Origin of the sequence: Peterkaempfera podocarpi (assembly GCF_042466665.1) — a bacterium.
Taxonomy (GTDB): domain Bacteria; phylum Actinomycetota; class Actinomycetes; order Streptomycetales; family Streptomycetaceae; genus Peterkaempfera; species Peterkaempfera podocarpi.
Window position 1 is genome coordinate 3,712,952 of sequence record NZ_CP162102.1, and the last position, 18,536, is coordinate 3,731,487.

14 protein-coding genes and 1 pseudogene are annotated in these 18,536 nt (G+C 71.9%); 2 read left to right on the forward strand and 13 right to left on the reverse strand.

Features of this window, described 5'->3' with window-relative positions; genetic code table 11:
* Window positions 1–54: 54 nt before the first annotated feature.
* From mycP to rsmI, 13 genes are all read right to left on the reverse strand, one after another.
* Complete coding sequence (gene mycP / locus AB0761_RS16200; protein ID WP_377269726.1) at window positions 55–1,452, reverse strand: type VII secretion-associated serine protease mycosin; 1,398 nt, start codon at window positions 1,450–1,452, stop codon at window positions 55–57.
* Between the two features lie 81 nt (window positions 1,453–1,533).
* A complete protein-coding gene (locus AB0761_RS16205; protein ID WP_377269727.1) occupies window positions 1,534–3,126 on the reverse strand; it encodes a WXG100 family type VII secretion target in 1,593 nt (530 codons plus the stop codon).
* Between the two features lie 53 nt (window positions 3,127–3,179).
* Entirely contained in the window at window positions 3,180–3,647 is a 468-nt protein-coding gene (locus tag AB0761_RS16210; RefSeq protein WP_377269728.1) for a hypothetical protein, read from the reverse strand.
* Between the two features lie 177 nt (window positions 3,648–3,824).
* Window positions 3,825–5,621 carry an ABC-F family ATP-binding cassette domain-containing protein gene (locus AB0761_RS16215; RefSeq protein ID WP_377269729.1) on the reverse strand — a complete coding sequence of 599 codons (1,797 nt, stop codon included), beginning with the start codon at window positions 5,619–5,621 and terminating at the stop codon, window positions 3,825–3,827.
* 160 nt (window positions 5,622–5,781) lie between these two features.
* Complete coding sequence (locus AB0761_RS16220) at window positions 5,782–6,723, reverse strand: 4-(cytidine 5'-diphospho)-2-C-methyl-D-erythritol kinase (protein WP_377269730.1); 942 nt, start codon at window positions 6,721–6,723, stop codon at window positions 5,782–5,784.
* Window positions 6,724–6,748: 25 nt separating this feature from the next.
* Window positions 6,749–7,630 carry a 16S rRNA (adenine(1518)-N(6)/adenine(1519)-N(6))-dimethyltransferase RsmA gene (gene rsmA / locus AB0761_RS16225; protein WP_377269731.1) on the reverse strand — a complete coding sequence of 294 codons (882 nt, stop codon included), beginning with the start codon at window positions 7,628–7,630 and terminating at the stop codon, window positions 6,749–6,751.
* A 109-nt stretch (window positions 7,631–7,739) separates the two neighbouring features.
* Window positions 7,740–8,054 carry a type VII secretion target gene (locus tag AB0761_RS16230; RefSeq protein WP_377269732.1) on the reverse strand — a complete coding sequence of 105 codons (315 nt, stop codon included), beginning with the start codon at window positions 8,052–8,054 and terminating at the stop codon, window positions 7,740–7,742.
* A gap of 57 nt (window positions 8,055–8,111) precedes the next feature.
* Window positions 8,112–8,630 (reverse strand): hypothetical protein, encoded by a 519-nt coding sequence (locus tag AB0761_RS16235; protein ID WP_377269733.1) that lies wholly within the window; start codon window positions 8,628–8,630, stop codon window positions 8,112–8,114.
* A gap of 30 nt (window positions 8,631–8,660) precedes the next feature.
* Window positions 8,661–10,304: an alpha/beta hydrolase gene (locus tag AB0761_RS16240; RefSeq protein WP_377269734.1), complete on the reverse strand. Its 1,644-nt coding sequence runs from the start codon at window positions 10,302–10,304 to the stop codon at window positions 8,661–8,663.
* A 118-nt stretch (window positions 10,305–10,422) separates the two neighbouring features.
* Window positions 10,423–11,292 carry a TatD family hydrolase gene (locus AB0761_RS16245; RefSeq protein WP_377269735.1) on the reverse strand — a complete coding sequence of 290 codons (870 nt, stop codon included), beginning with the start codon at window positions 11,290–11,292 and terminating at the stop codon, window positions 10,423–10,425.
* 6 nt (window positions 11,293–11,298) lie between these two features.
* Complete coding sequence (metG, locus tag AB0761_RS16250) at window positions 11,299–12,906, reverse strand: methionine--tRNA ligase (RefSeq protein ID WP_377269736.1); 1,608 nt, start codon at window positions 12,904–12,906, stop codon at window positions 11,299–11,301.
* A 95-nt stretch (window positions 12,907–13,001) separates the two neighbouring features.
* Window positions 13,002–13,478, reverse strand: a complete 477-nt coding sequence (locus AB0761_RS16255) for a hypothetical protein (protein ID WP_377269737.1) — start codon at window positions 13,476–13,478, stop codon at window positions 13,002–13,004.
* A gap of 393 nt (window positions 13,479–13,871) precedes the next feature.
* Window positions 13,872–14,729 carry a 16S rRNA (cytidine(1402)-2'-O)-methyltransferase gene (rsmI, locus tag AB0761_RS16260; protein ID WP_377269738.1) on the reverse strand — a complete coding sequence of 286 codons (858 nt, stop codon included), beginning with the start codon at window positions 14,727–14,729 and terminating at the stop codon, window positions 13,872–13,874.
* A gap of 355 nt (window positions 14,730–15,084) precedes the next feature.
* Here rsmI and AB0761_RS16265 point away from each other — a divergent pair.
* Window positions 15,085–16,763: pseudogene (locus tag AB0761_RS16265) on the forward strand (dolichyl-phosphate-mannose--protein mannosyltransferase).
* A gap of 82 nt (window positions 16,764–16,845) precedes the next feature.
* The gene (locus tag AB0761_RS16270) at window positions 16,846–18,513 is read left to right on the forward strand and encodes a penicillin-binding transpeptidase domain-containing protein (RefSeq protein ID WP_377269739.1); all 1,668 of its coding nucleotides are present in this window, start codon (window positions 16,846–16,848) and stop codon (window positions 18,511–18,513) included.
* The last annotated feature ends 23 nt before the right edge of the window (window positions 18,514–18,536 follow it).

Here is an 18,536-nt window from a genome sequence, read left to right on the forward strand (position 1 = left end):
GACATTACATGGTCATCGGCGCGAACACGAAATCGACGCCGCGACGACCATCCACTACTGCGGCGGACCGAAGCTGCCACCCGGCGGCGGGGCCTGGTACGGCGGCTGCGGCGCCCCGTACTGACCACCGTGCTGACCGCTGTACTGGCCGCCGCCGAACCCGCCCGAGGGCGGGTTGCTGCCGCCTCCACCGCCACCGCCACCACGGCCCCGGCGCACCAGCACGACCACCACGATCGCCGCGACGACCAGCACCGCGGCACCGATCCCGATCCACATCCCGGCCCCGCTGCCGCCGTCGTCCGACGAGGCCGCCGGAGCGGGCGTGGGGGCCGCCGACGAGGACGGCGTCGCGGCATCCCCGGGCGCCTGCGAAGCGTCCGCCGTGGACGGCGAGGCCGCCGGGGCGGAGGAGCCCGGTGCCGCCGACTTGTCGGACGCCGCCAGCGGATCCACACCGGCCGGCCCGGGGTCACCCGGAGTCGTCAGCGCGACCCGGGGTCGCACCACGCCGTAGCCGAGGAAGTCGCTGTGCCCGCTGCCGTCCTTGCCCGCGGTGTTGACCAGCACCCGCAGCACCTGGTTGGCGGTCCAGGACGGGTGCTGGGCCCACACCAGCGCAGCCGACGCGGAGACCAGGGCGGCGGAGTCACTGGTTCCCTGTCCCTTGCAGTAACCCGAGGCGCTGACGCAGGGCCTGGCGATGTCCACACCCGGGGCCGCCAGGTCAACCTGAGGCCCTCTCTCGGAGAAGGCAGCGACCTGACCGTTGCGGTCGACGGCGCCGACGCCCACAACCCCGCTCAGGGCTGCCGGGTATTCGACGAGGTTCCCCTGCTCGGCCTCGTTACCTGTGGCTGCGACAACCAGCTTGCCCTTGCTCCGTGCGTAGTCCACGGCCTGCTGAAGCTCGGGGCTGGTCCGGGTGCTGCCCTGGGAGATGTTGATGATCTTTGCATCGCTGTCGGCAGCGAAACGAATGGCTGCGGGGAGTTCCTTGAGGAACTCCGAGAGATTGGAGGCCTCGTTGCCGGTGATCGCGCCAATGCGAATCGGCAGGATCTTCGCGCCGGGTGCCAACCCCACAGCGCCCTTGCCGCCCAGCCCCTTGCCCGTACCGGCGATGACACCGGCCATACCGGTTCCGTGGCCGTCGGCATCCGCTGTCGCACCGCCGCCGAGCTTGGAGAAGTCCCGCCCGGGCAGCACCTGGCCCGCAAGGTCAGGGTGATTCGCCCTGACCCCCGTGTCAATCACGGCGACGGTCACACCTCTGCCTGTCGATGTCTGCCACATCTGTGCGGCTTTCATCGCGTCCAGGTACCACTCCTGGGACCTGACATCCAGGGAAGCCGCCGAGGCCGGTGTCAGTGCGCCGCCGAGCAGGAAGACGCCCACTGACGCCAACGCAGCCGTGATGCGGCGTCGCATCCTCGCGCCCGACTGAAGCATTGCTCTCTCCTCTTGGGGCTGGTGACTCAGACGACTGCCCGGCCCCGAAGAGATCCGGGCCGGGCAGTCTTCTCCGGGTTGCTACTCAATCACGGTCGGATTGGAGTCGGCCGCACCGGACATCCAGGACTCTTCGTCCTCAACCAGATAGTCCGGGCGCTGACCGCGCTTCTCCTTGGACTTACGGTTTCCGGCCGAGCCGCCGGGCATGCCTCCCTGGCCCTCCAGCTCGTTCGCGGCTCCGCCTCCGCGAGCGCGCAGGCCCGAGCCGCCGGGGGTGAACTCACCGGAGGCGCCGCGTCCGCGGCGGCCGCCGACCATGCCGCCCTCCTCCGTCGTCAGGCGACGGCCGGAACCTCCGCGTGCGCCACCGCGAGCGCCACCACCGGCACCGCCGTGCGCACCGCCCGCGGCTCCGCCGTGGCCCTCTTCGAGCTCTCCGAACGCACCGGAACCGGCACCTCGGGACCCGGCACGGCTGCCGCCCGGCGTACGCCCGGTACCGCCCGCGTGCGCGCCTTCCTCCGCACCGACGGTCGTACCGCCGTACCCGGGTCGACGGCTGGAGCCGCCCACCAGGCCGGTCTCGCCCTCCCCCACGACGCCGCCCTTGTACCCGGGCCGGGGCTTGCCGCCGCCGAGGCCGCCAAGGCCGCTGCCGCCTCCCGCAGGGAGCTTGCCGCCCTGGAATCCGCCCGCGGGCGGCGCATAGCTGCTGCCACCGCCACCAGGTCCGTTCGACACCGGCAGCGCAGGGCTGTTGTTGGTCGGTGAGGTGGGGGCCGGCGCGAGAGTGACGCCATCGATCCCGGTGTTCGCCGGCGGCTTGCCGGTCCCGCCGACGGTCGGGCTCTTGACCGGGGACTTCACCGTCCCCTTGGGCTGACCCTCCTGGACCAGGACGTCCTGGTGGGTCACTCCCTTGGCGCCCTTGACGGTGCCGCCGGTTGAGCCTCCTGTGGAGGAGGATCCGGTCCCACCGGACCTGCCCACCGGAATCGCGACCGACTCGTCGCGACCGGTCGGCCGAGGCGGCATCAGCGTCTCCGGCGTCGGCGGGAAGACCGGGAGGGTCGCCGCCTTCATCCGGGAGCTGGACTCCTCGTACGACTGGCCCACCTTCTCCATCTGTGCGATGGCCTGCTGGTGCGCGGAGTCGATGCGGGTCTGGGCGGCATGGGCCTCCGAGTCGGTGACCCAGTTGGGGTCGACCGCCTTCATCGCCTTGTCGCCCACGGCACTGCCCGCCACGGCTCCCAGCGGTCCGCCGAGGAGGCCGCCGAGCAGGCCGCCGCCGACGCGGGCGGAGGGCTGCGAGCGGTGCTTGGCAACCGTCTTCATGTCGCTCTCGGGGACGTCCGGCATGGCCTTCTTGGCCGTGCTCAGAGTCTCGCCCGCGCTGGTCATATAGGTGCCTGCGGTGCCCGAGTAGTCGGACAGCTCAAGCGTCGCCTTGCTGACCTGGCGTCCCCAGTCCTTGAAGGAGTCGGCTGCGGCGCCCGTCCAGTCGAGGGCGTTCATGCGGTCCATCAGGTCGTTGCCGATGTCCTGCATGACCTGGTGAGCGTTGGTCAGTCGAGTGCCCACGTCCATGACGAAGGACGGGTCCGAAGACTCGACCATCGCCCTGAGCTTGCCGTGGCTCTCTCCCTCGAAGTTCGACTTGTGGGGCACTGCTCCACCTTCCCCGTTGGTGTCCGTCCGTGTCCGTACTGCCCGCAGGCGGGCTAGAACTCGCCCTGCTTGGTACCGCTGAACTGCTGCGGCGGCTGCTGGGCGGCCTCCGTCTGGTCGCGGATCTTCCAGAGTTCGGCGACCCGGGTCTCCTCGACGTTCTGGTATCCCTTGGTGGAGACGTCGATGGTGATGCTCATGGCCTCGATCTGCTGGGCCAGCGTCTGGGACAGCGTCTCGAGGTTCGAGTGGACCGAGTTGTACGCCGCCAGCAGGTCCGTGGCCTCACCGAACCCCGCGCCGAGGTGTCCGGATCCCAGCCGCTGTTCCGCGATCCGGGAGTGGGAGGCGGAGGAACCCTCGAGGTCCTGCAGCATCCGGTCGACCTTGCTCTTGAAGTCCTTGAGGTTCTCCACCTCCACGCGGACCGCGCCGGCACCGACGGACGCGACCAGCGCCGCCATGCCGCTGCCAACGGCCGCACCCACGCCGTAGCCACCGCCATCGGCCATCATCTGCACCGTTGAACACCTCCCCCGTGCGCGGCGCTCTCCGCGGGACCGCGCATCCACGCCTCGTCGGTATCACTCGTCAAGACCAGCTTAGCGATGCCCGGTGTCGGTGCGTCACGGGGCAGGTTCCCGACAATCGTCCTTGGTACAGATTTGGTACGTACGAACTCCACCGGCCGCGAACTGTCAGGCGTCCTCGGCCAGTTCGAGCCAGCGCAGCTCCAGCTCGTCGTGCTCGTCCTTCACCGTCCGGAGCTGGGAGTCGAGTTCGGCGACGCGGGAGAAGTCCGTGGCGTGCTCGGCCATCTGGGCGTGCAGTTTGGCCTCCTGCTCCTCCAGCTTGGCGAGCTGACGCTCGATCCGCTGGAGCTCCTTCTTCACAGCCCTGGTGTCACCGGTCGGCTTCACGGCTGCCGCGGCGGGGGCCACCGCGGCAGCGGCGGCCTCGGCGATACGGGCGCGGCGCTGGAGGTACTCGTCGACCCCGCCCGGAAGCATCCGCATGGTGCGGTCGCCGAGCAGGGCGTACTGGGTGTCAGTGGTGCGCTCGATGAAGTACCGGTCGTGGCTGACAACGATCATGGAGCCGGGCCAGCCGTCGAGGAGGTCCTCCAGCTGGGTGAGGGTCTCGATGTCGAGGTCGTTGGTGGGCTCGTCGAGGAAGAGCACATTGGGCTCGTCCATCAGCAGCCGCAGCAGCTGGAGGCGGCGGCGCTCGCCGCCGGACAGGTCGCCGACCGGCGTCCACTGCTTGTCCTTGCCGAAGCCGAACTGCTCGCAGAGCTGCCCTGCGGACATCTCGCGGCCCTTGCCGAGGTCGACGCGCTGGCGGATCCGCTCGACGGCCTCCAGCACCCGCCAGTCCGGGTCGAGTTCGGCGACCTCCTGGGAGAGGTAGGCGAGCTTGACGGTCCTGCCGACCTTGACGGTGCCGGCGGCGGGCTGCTTGTCGCCGTCGCTGGTCGCGGCGTCGGCGAGGGCGCGCATCAGCGAGGTCTTGCCGGAGCCGTTGACGCCCAGCAGACCGACGCGGTCGCCCGGGCCGAGCTGCCAGGTGAGGTGCGAGAGCAGCTGCTTGGGCCCGGCCTGGACGCTGACGTCCTTGAGCTCGAAGACGGTCTTGCCGAGCCGGGAGTTGGCGAACTTCATCAGTTCGCTGCGGTCGCGCGGCGGCGGCACATCGGCGATCAGCTCATTGGCCGCCTCCACCCGGAAGCGGGGCTTGGAGGTGCGGGCGGGGGCGCCGCGGCGGAGCCAGGCCAGCTCCTTGCGGACGAGGTTCTGCCGCTTGGTCTCCTCGGTGGCGGCGATCCGCGAGCGCTCGGCCCGGGCGAAGACGTAGTCGGAGTAGCCGCCCTCGTACTCGTGGACGTCGCCGCGCTGGACGTCCCACATCCGGGTGCAGACCTGGTCGAGGAACCAGCGGTCGTGGGTGACGCAGACCAGGGCGGAGCGCCGGACCTGGAGGTGGCGGGCGAGCCAGGCGATGCCCTCGACGTCCAGGTGGTTGGTGGGCTCGTCCAGGACGACCAGGTCGTGCTCCTCCAGCAGCAGCTTGGCCAGCGCGATACGGCGCCGCTCGCCGCCGGAGAGCGGGCCGATCACGGTGTCCAGGCCCTGCGGGAAACCGGGGAGGTCCAGGCCGCCGAAGAGGCCGGTGAGGATGTCCCGGATGCGGGCGTCCCCGGCCCACTCGTGGTCGGCGCGGTCGCCGACGACCTCGTGGCGGACGGTGGCGGCGGAGTCCAGCGAGTCGTGCTGGGTGAGGACGCCCAGCCGCAGGCCGCCGGAGTGGGTGACCCGGCCGGTGTCGGGCTCCTCCAGCCTGGCGAGCAGGCGGATCAGGGTGGTCTTGCCGTCGCCGTTGCGGCCGACCACACCGATCCGGTCGCCCTCGCTGACGCCGAGGGTGACGCCGTCGAGGAGGGCACGGGTGCCGTAGACCTTGCCGACGGATTCGAGGGTGGCGAGGTTGACGGCCACGTGCGCTGCGCTCCTGGATGCTGCGGGCTGGGATCACCAGGGTAGTGCGGTGCCGGAGGTGGCTGCACCACTGTCCATGGTGCGCCCGTTCGGCCGACCCCGGCGCGGGCCGGTCCCGGCCCCGGCGGGCCGGGGCCCGCCGTCCACGGCGCCCGGCCGCTCAGCCCCCCGTGGTGACGGCGGCGCCGGGGACCGGGCCGTGGGTGACCCGGACGGACCGGCAGGTGCCGGAGGCGGCGAGCGCTTCGGCGACGGACACCGCCGACTCGGCGTCCTTCGCCAGGAACGCGCAGGTGGGGCCGGAGCCGGAGACCAGGGTGCCGATGGCGCCTCCGTCGGCGCCGGCCCGCAGGGTGGCTGCCAGGGCGGGCCGCAGGGAGAGCGCGGCGGGCTGGAGGTCGTTGGCGAGGGCGGCAGCCAGCGCGGCGGGGTCTCCGTCGGCGAGGGCGCGGAGCAGTTCGGGGTCGGCCTGCGGGTCGGGGACGGAGGCGGTGTCGGAGCCGTGGCCGGCCTCGTCGCGCAGTCGGTCGCACTCGCGGAAGACGGCGGGGGTGGACAGGCCGCCGTCGGCGACGGCGAAGACCCAGTGGAAGGTGCCGCCGACCGGCAGGGGCCGCAGGATCTCACCGCGGCCGAGGCCCAGGGCGACCCCGCCGAGCAGGGCGAAGGGCACATCGGAGCCGAGTTCCGCGGCGAGCTCCAGCAGCACGTCCTGGGAGGTGCCGGTGCCCCACAGGGCGTCGCAGGCGACCAGGGCCGCGGCACCGTCGGCGCTGCCGCCGGCCATACCGCCGGCGACGGGGATGTCCTTGGCGATGTGCAGATGGACGTCCGGGCGCAGCCCGTGGTGCTCGGCGAGCAGCCGGGCGGCGCGGGCGGCGAGGTTGCTCCCGTCGAGGGGGACCTGGTCGGCGTCGGGGCCGGAGACGGTGATCCGCAGGTCGTCTGCGGGGGTGGCGGTCACCTCGTCGCCGAGCGCCACGGCGAAGAAGACATTGGCCAGGTCGTGGAAGCTGTCGGGGCGGCGTCCGCCGACGGCGAGCTGGACATTGACCTTGGCGGGGACGCGTACGGTGACGGACGGCTGCGGGGCGGCGGACACGGCGGGTGGGCTCCTGGGGGCGCGGTCAGGCCGGGGTGGGGCGGTGCTCGGCGATGGCGGCGAACTGTTCGACGGTGAGGGCCTCACCGCGCAGCTTGTGGTCGATACCGGCGGCCGCGAGGGCCTGTTCGGCGGCGGCGGGGGAACCGGCCCAGCCGGCCAGCGCGGCCCGCAGGGTCTTGCGGCGCTGCGCGAAGGCGGCGTCGACGACGGCGAAGACCTCGCGGCGCGTTGCGGTGGTGGACGGCGGCTGCCGGCGCACCAGGGAGACCAGTCCGGAGTCGACGTTGGGGGCGGGCCAGAAGACGGTGCGGCCGATGGCTCCGGCGCGCTTGACGTCGGCGTACCAGTTGGCCTTGACCGAGGGGACGCCGTAGACCTTGTTGCCGGGGCGGGCGGCGAGCCGGTCGGCGACCTCGGACTGCACCATCACCAGGGTGCGTTCGATGCTGGGGAAGGCCTCCAGCATATGGAGCAGCACCGGCACGGCGACGTTGTAGGGGAGGTTGGCGACCAGCGCGGTGGGCGGCGGGCCCGGCAGTTCGGTGACGTCCATGGCGTCGTTGTGGACCAGCGTGAACCGGTCGGCGCGGTCGGGCATCCGGGCGGCGACGGTGGCGGGCAGGTGCTGGGCGAGCAGCGGGTCGATCTCCACCGCGGTGACCCGGTCGGCGACCTCCAGCAGGCCGAGGGTGAGCGAGCCGAGGCCGGGGCCCACCTCCACCACCACGTCGTCGGGACGGACCTCGGCGGCGCGCACGATGCGGCGCACCGTGTTGGCGTCGATGACGAAGTTCTGGCCGCGCTGCTTGGTGGGCCGCACGCCGAGGGCTCTGACGAGTTCGCGGACGTCGGCCGGGCCCAGCAGGTGGCTCTCGGCGGTGTCCGGGTGGGGGGAGGTGCTCACTCCCCCAGGGTACGGACCTCCGCCCCGGCTCGGTGCCGCGCCCTGGCGGCGCCGGAGCACGGCGGCGCCCCTCCGAGGTGCCGCGGTGCTCCGGGGCCGCCGTGGGCGGTCACTGCGAGACGTCCTGGAAGTGCTCGAAGTTCTGACTGGCGAGGTCGTCGTTCCACTCATGGCCGTCCGCGCAGCTGCGCAGGTTGTCGGCGCCGGCCGCGGTGCGGTCGTGCAGCCCCTGGAGGGCCTGCTGCCAGCCGGTGGCCAGGGACTGCAGTACGGGTGCCAGGCTCCAGCCGGCCATCGAGCCCGCTGCGGTGTCGGTCTCCCTGACGGCCTGGTCGTCGGGCTCCTTCATGTCCTGTGCGATCCCGTCGGCCGCGTGCGCGGACGCCCGCAGCTCGGCCGGGGTGACGTCGATGTCCTGCGACATGCTGGCTGCTCCTTCGGCTGGTGGGGCTGTGGCTGCCGGGGTTGCGGCTGCCGAGGGTCACGGCTGCTGGGTGGCGCCCGGCGGGATCATGCAGGGGGTGCGCACGGAGAAGAGGTACCTGGTGGGGCTGACGGACCCGGTCGCCAGAGTGAACCGGGTGTCGTCGTCCCGCGCGTCCACCAGGGCGGTGTAGTGGTCGTCCTGGTACTCCCGATAGCCGGTGATCCGGAAGCCCTCCTTCTCGAAGTCGGCGCGCAGTCTGCGGGCGACCTCGGTGTGCCGCTGCCGGGGCACCTCGGCGTAGACGGTGTAGTAGAGGGAGTAGCGCCCGTCGTGCACCACTTCGTCGTTCCTGCCCACGCAGTCCTCGAAGACCGGCTCGGCGCTCTGCCGGTCGAGTTCCACCCCTGCGGCCTCGGCCATCCTGGCCGTGTGCTCCTCGGCCCAGCTGGTGGCGCGCTCCTTGCTCAGGCGCGGCAGCGGGTCGTTCTTTCCGTCGTCGGACATGCAGCCTCCGGTGGTGAGGAGTAGAGCGGTGACGCTCAGCGTGCACCAGGCGGACCTGGCGGTGACCATGGCGGGCTCCCAGCGGTGGGGGTCAGGGGGTTACCAGGGGAGCAGCGGAACGTCGTTGTCCTGCTTGGGGACCTCGGTGGGCGGTATCCCGGCGATGATCCGCCCCTGGTTGTCGAGGCTCTGGCTGCCCTGGTCCCAGTAGCCGCTGTGGCCATGGGTGTCGACGTCGAAGTTCCGGCCGCCGAAGGGCTCCTCGGCGGGGTTGTCACCGAGGCTGAGGTCGGAGAAGTCGTCGATGATCGGGTCGTCGGGGGCGGCGCCGACCCAGACGTGCGAGGGGTCCATGTGGAGGTCGGACGCATGGTCGACGGTCATCCCGGGGCTGCCGACCACCGCGATGTCATCGGCTCCCAGGCCGTCGCCGCCCGCCGCGGCCGCGCCGACGGTGGTCGACCCGTAGCTGTGGCCGATGACGGTGATGTGGCCGTGGCGGTCGCCCTGGGCGGCTCGGGTGCCGGCGATGAAGTGCCGCAGGTCGGGGGCGCCGTCCTCGGCGCGGCCCTTGGTGGTGACGCTGGAGTTGAGGTCGCCGCCGGAGGCTTCGGGGGCGTCGTACCCGAGCCACATCACCGTGGAGACCGGCTGGCCGTCGCTCCACTTGGTGGCGGAGTTCTGGAGCGTCCCGATCCGGTTGAGCTGTCCGCCGACGGAGTCCATGGTGGTGTTGGTGCCGGGGACCAGCACTCCGGTGTGGGCGGCGGTGTCGGGATTGCCCATGGCGATCACCGCCTGGCCGTCGCCGGCGGACTTGTAGTTCAGCAGGTACAGCTCCTTGCCCTTGGGGGCGCCGTCCCGCTGGTTCAGCTGGTCCTGGAGCGCATGGAGGTTCTGCAGGCGCTTGTTGCGCTCGTCCAGGGAGATGTCCTTGAAGTCCTCGGGGCCGCCGAACTCCAGGTCGTTGTACTCCTGCTCCAGGGCGAGCCGGTTGGCGTGGTCGCGGACGTCGCTGGGCAGGCCGTCGGTGCCGCCGATCTGCGCCGGGTAGAGGGTGGCGTACTCGTCCTGCTCCTCGGGGCTGAGGGCCTTCCACCACTCCGCCGCGGCCTTGGGATCGTCGGGGATCTGCGGGTCCTGCACACCGATCGCCTTCATGGCGTCCCGGACGTCATGGAGTGATTCGGCGGAGGCTCCGTCGTTGAAGCGGTCCATGATCATGGCGTCCAGTGAGGACAGTGCCCTGACCCCGTCGGCGCTCGCCTTGAGGGCGTCGTGCACCGCCGCGTCGATCCGGTCCTGGAACTCGTAGCGCGGGCCGCTGCGCTGCCGGGCGAGTTCCTGGGCGTCGGGGTCGTTGTGGGGCAGTGCGGCGCTCTGCGGGTCGGTGACATTGCCGTCCTCGTCGACGGCGTAGCCGTTCTCCTCGGCGCGGCTGACCGCGTTGCGCAGATCGGTCTGGGCCTGCTGCATCCAGAAGCGGGTGGTCTCCAGGACGCGGCCGATGGTCATGCCCTCGGTCCGGACGACGTCGAGCCGGCTCTCGACCTCCTCCAGGTAGTAGAAGGCCCCGTCGGCGTCGTCGCCCTTCCAGCTGTGGCGCAGCGGTCCGGTCACCTGGGAGCGGTGCCGGGCGGCAAGGCCCTCCATCTCCTCGGCGACCCGGGTCCAGGCCTTGGCGGCGCTCTCCAGGTCGTTGAAGTCCTGCTTCATCAGGCGTGCGTAGTCGCTTCCCGCCATGGCTCTCCCCGTTCCACCCGCGGTCGTCGGCCGTCGGGTTTCCGCAGAGCCTAGGTGGACGCCGCCGGCGCCGGCGCACCGCCCCCGGCGCCGCCCGCCCCCGAATCCTGACGCTTGGTCAGTAGTCGAAGGCGCGGGCGGTGTTGGCCGCGACGGCTGCGGCGAGCTCGTCCTCGGGGACGCCCTTGACCTTGGCCATGGCCCGCAGGGTCACCGGGATGAGGTAGGGGGCGTTGGGCCGGCCGCGGTAGGGGGCGGGGGTGAGGAACGGGGCGTCGGTCTCCACCAGCAGCAGGTCCAGCGGGGCGGCGGCGAGTGCGTCGCGCAGCGGCTGTGCGGAGTTGAAGGTGACATTGCCGGCGAAGGACATGTAGTAGCCGCGGTCGGCGCAGACCTTGGCCATCGCGGCGTCCCCGGAGTAGCAGTGGAAGACGGTGCGCTCGGGCGCGCCCTCCTCCTCCAGGATCCGCAGCACGTCGTCATGGGCCTCGCGGTCATGGATGACCAGGGCCTTGCCGTGCCGTTTGGCGATGGCGATGTGGCGGCGGAAGGAGTCGTGCTGGACCGCGACGCCCTCGGGACCGGTGCGGAAGTAGTCCAGGCCGGTCTCGCCCACGGCGCGGACCTGCGGGAGCGCGGCGAGGGCGTCGATCTCCGCCAGCGCCTCGTCCAGGGCCGCGGCACCGCCGGGGGCACGGCGCTGCCCGCTCCAGCCGTCCGAATCCCCGTGGACGATCCGGGGCGCCTCGTTGGGGTGGAGGGCGACGGCGGCCCACACCTGCTCATGGGCGGCTGCGAGCTCGGCGGCCCAGCGGGAGCCGGGCAGGTCGCAGCCGACCTGGACCACGGTGGTGACACCGACGGCGGCGGCCTTGGCGAGGCCCTCCTCGGGTGTGCCGTCCTGCATGTCCAGATGGGTGTGGGAGTCGGCCACCGCCACTGCCAGGGGCTCCGGCAGTGGCGGTGGCGCGGACTTGCTGCTGCTCATCGCGGCTCAGGCGTCCTTCTTCTCTTCCAGGCGGGGGAAGAGGATGTCGCCCTTGGTGACGGTGGCGCCGGCCGGCAGCAGGCCCCAGTCGGCGGCCTGGCCGATGCGCTGCTCGGCGAGGGCGCCCAGCGCCGCCTCGGCGCCCAGGGAGTCCCAGAGCTTGGCGGCGGTGCCCGGCATCACCGGGTTCAGCAGCACCGCGATGGCGCGCAGCGACTCGGCGGCGGTGTACAGGATGGTGGCGAGCCGCGCCTGACCCTCGGGGGAGTCGTCCTTGGCGACCTTCCAGGGCTCCTGCTCGGTGAGATAGCCGTTGACCTGCTTGATGAAGTCGAAGACCGCAGCGATGCCGCCGGCGAAGTCGATCTCCTCGCCGATCTTCCGGTCGGCCTCGGCGACGGCCTTGGCCAGCCCCTCGGCGACCGCCTGCTCCGCCGCGCCCGCGGCCGTGGCGGCCGGCAGTGCGCCGCCGAAGTACTTGCCGACCATGGCGGCGACCCGGGAGGCGAGGTTGCCGAAGTCGTTGGCCAGCTCCGAGGTGTACCGGGCGGAGAAGTCCTCCCAGGAGAAGGAGCCGTCCTGGCCGAACTGGATGGCCCGCAGGAAGTACCAGCGGTAGGCGTCCACCCCGAAGTGCGAGGTGAGGTCCTGCGGGGCGATGCCGGTGAGGTTGGACTTGCTCATCTTCTCGCCGCCGACCATCAGCCAGCCGTTGGCGACGACCCGCTTGGGCAGCGGCAGGCCCTGCGCCATCAGCATGGCGGGCCAGATCACCGCGTGGAAGCGCAGGATGTCCTTGCCGACCAGGTGGACGTCGGCGGGGAAGGTGGCGTCGAACTTCGCCGGGTCGGCGCCGTAGCCGACCGCGGTGGCGTAGTTGAGCAGCGCGTCCACCCAGACGTAGATGACGTGCTTGGGGTCCCAGGGGATGGGGATGCCCCAGTCGAACGTGGAGCGGGAGATGGAGAGGTCCTGGAGGCCCTGCCGGACGAACTGCAGCACCTCGTTGCGGGCCGACTCGGGCTGGATGAAGCCGGGGTTGGCCTCGTAGAACTCCAGCAGCTTCGGGCCGTACTCGCTGAGCTTGAAGAAGTAGTTCTCCTCCTTCAGCATCTCCACCGGGCGCTTGTGGATGGGGCAGAGCTTGGCCCCGCCCTCGCCGTCCAGCAGCTCGCCGGGGGTCTTGTACTCCTCGCAGCCGACGCAGTACGGGCCCTCGTAGCCGCCCTGGTAGATCTCGCCCTTGTCGTACAGGTCCTGCACGAACTCCTGCACCCGGTGGGTGTGCCGCTCCTGGGTGGTGCGGATGAAGTCGTCGTTGGCGATGTCCAGGTGCTGCCAGAGGGGCTTCCACGCCTCCTCCACCAGCTTGTCGCACCACTCCTGAGGGGTGACGCCGTTGGCATCGGCGGTACGCATGATCTTCTGACCGTGCTCGTCCGTGCCGGTGAGGTACCACACCTTCTCGCCCCGCTGGCGGTGCCAGCGGGTGAGCACGTCGCCTGCGACGGTCGTGTAGGCGTGGCCCAGATGGGGGCGATCGTTGACGTAGTAGATCGGCGTGGTGACGTAGTACGCCGACGCCCCGTTGCTGTTGGTTCCAGTGGCCGCCATGGTCAGAAATCCTATAGCGGCCCGGGGACTGCGCCGTCCGGCCGCCGCGCGTGGCGGCGGCCGGACTGCGGAGCGCTGCGCTGCGCGTCCGCCGGTCAGCTGCGATCGCGGGAGTGCAGGTGCAGGAAGGCCGGCAGGTGGAACCGGTGCCGGCGGTGCTGCTCGGAGGCCTCGTCCAGCTGCGCACCCGTGTCATGCACGGCCGTGGCGCCGCCGTCGGGCCCGCGCCCGTGACCGGCGCCCGCCGACCAGGCCCGGCTCACGGCGTCGACCCGTCCGGCACGCATGATCCGTACGGTGTGTCCGCCGCAGCCGGGGCAGCTGGGCTTGAGCAGCGGCGACGGGACGCGCACGCCGTTGGCGCGGTACTGGCAGGTGAGGTGGCCGTCGCGGTCGGTGTGGTGCTCTATCTCGTACTCCTGCTCCCAGCCGTATCCACAGCTGAGGCAGGCGAAGGAGTAGGCCTCGTGGGCGGTCTCGACCGGGCCCCCGGCGACGGCGGTGACGCTGGTGGCTGCCGACAGCGGGCCCGTGCCCGGCCTGCTCACAGGGTTACCGATGGTCTCGCTCATGACGGTCTCCCGGTGCCCTCCGGACGCTCGTCCGGTGCGGGTCTTTCCTCTCCAGGGAATTCCCGGGGCGGGTCTCCGGATTCCCGGGTTGCCGAGTCTTGGCCCGCTGTTGGGGATTCCTGTACGGACCGGCTCCCGGCCCGCGTTGATCCTTGGCCTTTCAGGTCTCCTCTTTACCTTCCGCACACCCTGTCCGAGCGACCCCCGGGGTCTCATACGGCGCACACCGGCGCACTGCTCCGGGGCCGCCCGCGTGGACCGGGCGCGCTCCTTTTCACCGTACGCCGCCGGGGTGCCCGCACCCCAGCGATGTGTGCGACTGCTCTCACGAGACCCCTCTGACCTGCGCGGTTTCGCAGCACAGCACCGCTGGACCCGCCGCGCGGCCCCGGGTCAGCCGGCGCCGGGGGCCGCGTGCTTGGCCGCGACCACGGCGTCGAAGACCTCGCGCTTGGGCAGCCCCACCTGGGCCGCGACGGCGGCGATGGCCTCCTTGCGGCGCTCCCCGGCCTCCTCACGCACGGTGACCAGCCGGGCCAGCTCGGCAGGCTCCAGCCGGGCCGGGGCGGCCGGCGGCGCGCCCGCCACCACCACGGTGATCTCGCCGCGTACCCCGGCGGCCGCCCATTCGGCGAGCTCGCCCAGCGGACCGCGCCGGACCTCCTCATAGGTCTTGGTCAGCTCCCGGCACACCGCGGCGGGCCGGTCCTCGCCGAACGCCTCGGCCATGGCCGCCAGCGCCTCGGCGAGCCGGTGCGGAGCCTCGAAGAAGACCATGGTGCGCGGCTCGGCGGCCACCTCGCGCAGCCGCCCGGCCCGCTCCCCGGCCTTGCGCGGCAGAAAACCCTCGAAGCAGAACCGGTCGACCGGCAGTCCGGACATCGCCAGCGCGGTCAGTACCGCGGACGGCCCCGGCACCGCTGTGACCCGCACCCCGGCCTCCACCGCCGCGGCGACCAGCCGGTAGCCCGGGTCGGAGACCGACGGCATACCGGCGTCGGTGACCAGCAGCACCCGGGCGCCGCCGGTCAGCGCCTCCACCAGCTCCGGGGTCCGGGCCACCTCATTGCCCTCGAAGTAGGAGACCACCCGGCCGGTCGGCACCACCCCGAGAGCCTGGGTGAGCCGGCGCAGCCGGCGGGTGTCCTCCGCCGCCACCAGATCGGCCTCGGCCAGTTCCCGGGCGAGGCGCGGCGGGGCGTCCTCGACGTCGCCGATGGGGGTTCCTGCCAGTACGAGTAGACCTGTCACCGTCCCATCCTCGCAGCCCGGCGCTCCTGGTCCGCAGCGGACGGGCCCCGCTCTCATCCCCCACCCCTACGATGTGCGGGTGAGCGGTGACAAGGCGACAGGAGCCCCGGCGCACGGGGACCCCACCGGCAGCGGCAGCGCGGGCACGGCGGGTGCACTCCCGGCGGACGGCCGGACCGGCCCCGACCGGGTGGCGGACGGCGGTTCCGTGCTCACCAGCGAGCGGTCGGACCCGCCCGCCGAGGCGGACGCCGAGCCCGCGGCGGAGGCGGGCTCGGCATGGCAGCGCGGCCTGGCCCGGTACGGGTACTTCGGACCGGACCGCAGCCCGCTGCGGCACCGGCTGGTGCCTCCGATGCCCGACGGCCCGGGGATCACACCACCGCAGGGGCCCGGCCCGCTGGCCGGCCGGCTGGGGTTCACGTTCCCGGCGACGCTCTGGGTGTGGCTGTGCCGCTGGTCCGGCTGGCTGGGGCCGATCGTGGTGGCGGTCTTCGCCGGGGTGCTGCGTTTCCACAACCTGGCCAGCCCCAACGCGGTGATCTTCGACGAGACGTACTACGCCAAGGACGCCTGGGCGCTGCTCCACCACGGCTATGAGACCAGCTGGCCGGACGACGCGAACAGGGAGATCATCGGCTCCCCGCAGACCATCCCGCTGTCCACGCAGGCGGCCTTCATCGTCCATCCGCCGGTCGGCAAGTGGACGATCGCCGTGGGCGAGTGGCTCTTCGGTCTGCACCCCTTCGGCTGGCGGTTCTCGGTGGCGGTGCTCGGCACCCTGTCGGTGCTGATGATCGCCCGGATCGCGCGGCGGCTGCTCCGCTCCACGCTGCTGGGCTGTGTCGCCGGTCTGCTGCTGTCGGTCGACGGCCTGCACTTCGTGATGAGCCGCACCTCGCTGCTCGACCTGGTGGTGATGTTCTGGGCGCTGGCCGGCTTCGGCTTCCTGCTGATCGACCGCGACCGCACCCGGGCGCGGATCGCCGATGCCCTGGGCGCCACCGAGGACAGCCCCGACGCCCGGCCCGACGCCGCGCTGGCCGCCCGGCTGAAGCTGGGGTGGCGCCCCTACCGGGTGCTCGCGGGGGTGAGCCTGGGCCTGAGTGCCGCCACCAAGTGGAGCGGGCTCTATGTGATGGTCACCTTCGTGGTGATGGTGCTGCTGTGGGACGCCTCGGCCCGGCGGCTGGCCGGCGCCCGCAACCCGTACCTGGTGACCCTGCGCCGCGACGGGGTGCCGGCCGTCCTCTCGCTCGTCGTGGTCTCGCTGGTGGTGTACGTCTCCTCGTGGGCCGGCTGGTTCGCCAGCAGCCCGGCCCCGGGCAAGGGCGGCTACTACCGGGACTGGGCGGTGCACCGCCACGGCCTGTCGTCCCAGTACTTCACGCTGCCGCTGATCGGTAAGCACCGGATGCCGTTCCAGGTGGACCTGACCTGGGTGCCCGACATGTTCCGCAGCCTGTGGCACTACCACTCGGACACCTACGACTTCCACAAGAACCTGCACAGCCCGCACATCTACCAGTCCAACCCGTGGAGCTGGCTGGTGCTGGGCCGTCCGGTCTCCTTCTTCTACGAGTCGCCGAAGCAGGGCGCGGACGGCTGCAAGGTCAGCGAGTGCGCCCGTGAGGTGCTGGGCATCGGCACCCCGCTGCTGTGGTGGGCGGGCGTGGTGGCGCTGGCGTACTGCCTCTACCGGTGGGCGCTGCGGCGCGACTGGCGGGCCGGGGCGATCCTGGCCGGGCTGGCCGCCGGGTATCTGCCCTGGTTCCAGTACCAGCAGCGGACGATCTTCCTCTTCTATGCGGTGATCTTCGTACCGTTCCTGGTGCTGGCGGTCACCATGATGATCGGGCGATGATCGGCACCGCCAGAGCCAGCCGGGAGCGGAGGATGATCGGCGGGGTGGCCGCCGGGCTGCTGGTGCTGGCCATTGTGTGGAACTTCCTCTATTTCTTCCCGATCTACACCGGCCAGACGATCCCCTTCAAGGACTGGCAGGCCCGAATGTGGTTCAACGCCTGGATTTGAACGCGTTCAGCAATTCGGCTGCACTCCGCACACAACAGGCTTACGATCGCTCCGTCCAGGAAAGTTCGTAGGGGGATGAATCATGCGCAGAGCAGCCAAAGCCGCAGTCGGAGTGATATGCGCCGGAATGCTGTCGGTTGCCGGATACGGGGTCGTGAACATCGCGGCGGCACTCTCCGGCCACGACGGCAAGAGCACCTCTCCGGCCTCCCCGACGACGGCCGCCGCCCAGCCGCGCGCCGCCTCGGGCGAGACACCCTCGGCGGACCAGGCCCAGCAGGCCGCCCAGGCGTTCCTGGCCGCCTGGGCCAAGGGGGACACCGCCGGTGCCGCCGACCTGACCGACGACCCCTCCGCCGCCCAGGACGGCCTGACCACCTTCCACGACGACCTGCACCTGGCCTCGCTGACCCTGGCCGCCACCGGCACCCCGGCGCCCACTCCGCATGAGACCGCGCCGCCCGGCTCCGCCGAGCTGGGCTTCCACGCCGGGGCGACCCTCACCGGGCTCGGCACCTGGACCTACGACGGCACCCTGCGGATGGTGCGCACCACCGACGGCAAGACCGTGGTGCACTGGTCGCCCACCGTGCTGCACCCCCGGCTCACCGACGACACCGAACTCAGGGCGCAGGCCCTGCCCCCCGCCGCACCGGAGATCACCGACAGCTCCGGCAAGTCCATCGACGCCTACCCCTCACTGAAGTACCAGGCCGCGGGCTTCGCCAAGGCCCTCAAGGCGCAGCCCGGCGGCGCCCCCGGCAAGGGCGTGGTGATCGTGGGCGCGGACAGCGGCACGGCACTGGCGACCCTGCACACCTTCGTCAAGCCCAAGCCCGGCAAACCGCTGAAGCTCACCATCGACGGGGGGCTCCAGGCCGCCGCCGAGCAGGCGGTGGCCACCCAGGGGCAGAACGGCAAACGGCGGGCCTCCCTGGTGGCCATCGAACCCAGCACCGGCCGGATCCTGGCGATGGCCAACTCCCAGCCCGGCTTCAACGCCGCCTTCAACGGCCAGACCGCACCCGGCTCCACCATGAAGATCATCACCTCCGCGGCGCTGCTGGAGCACGGGGTCTCCACCGGGACCTCGGCCCCCTGCACGCCCCATGTGTACGTCTACGGCAAGGAGTTCCACAACGAGGAGGGCAGCTCCATCTCCGGGGCCACCCTGCGGGACGACTTCGCCGCCTCCTGCAACACCGGTTTCATCACCCTGCGGGACCGGCTGGGCGACGACGACCTGGGAGCCGAGGCCCGCGACGTCTTCGGCGTCGGCATGTCCTGGCACACCGGACTGCCCAACGTCGACGGCTCGGTGCCGTCCCCCGCCGGGGACAAGACCGAGAAGGCCGCCCAGCTGATCGGCCAGGGCAAGGTGCAGATGAACCCGCTGGCCATGGCCTCGGTCGCGGCCACCGTACGGTCCGGGGTCTTCCGTGAGCCGATCCTGCTGCCCGATCTCCCCCAGCAGCCCGCCGCCCGGCCGCTCTCACCGGCGATCGCCGCCCAGCTGCGCGACCTGATGCACACCACCGCCGTCAGCGGCACCGCGGACCACGTGATGAGCGGACTGGGCAGCTCCCCCATGGGCGCCAAGACCGGCACCGCCGAGGTCGGCGACCACCTCGACAGCTGGTTCACCGCCTACCGCGGCGACCTCGCCGCCGCGGCCATGGTGGAGGGCGGCGGCCACGGCGCGGACGCGGCAGGCCCGGCGGTACGGTCCGTGCTGACCGCGGGCCGGTAGCCGCAGCGGCCCGCAGGCCCCCG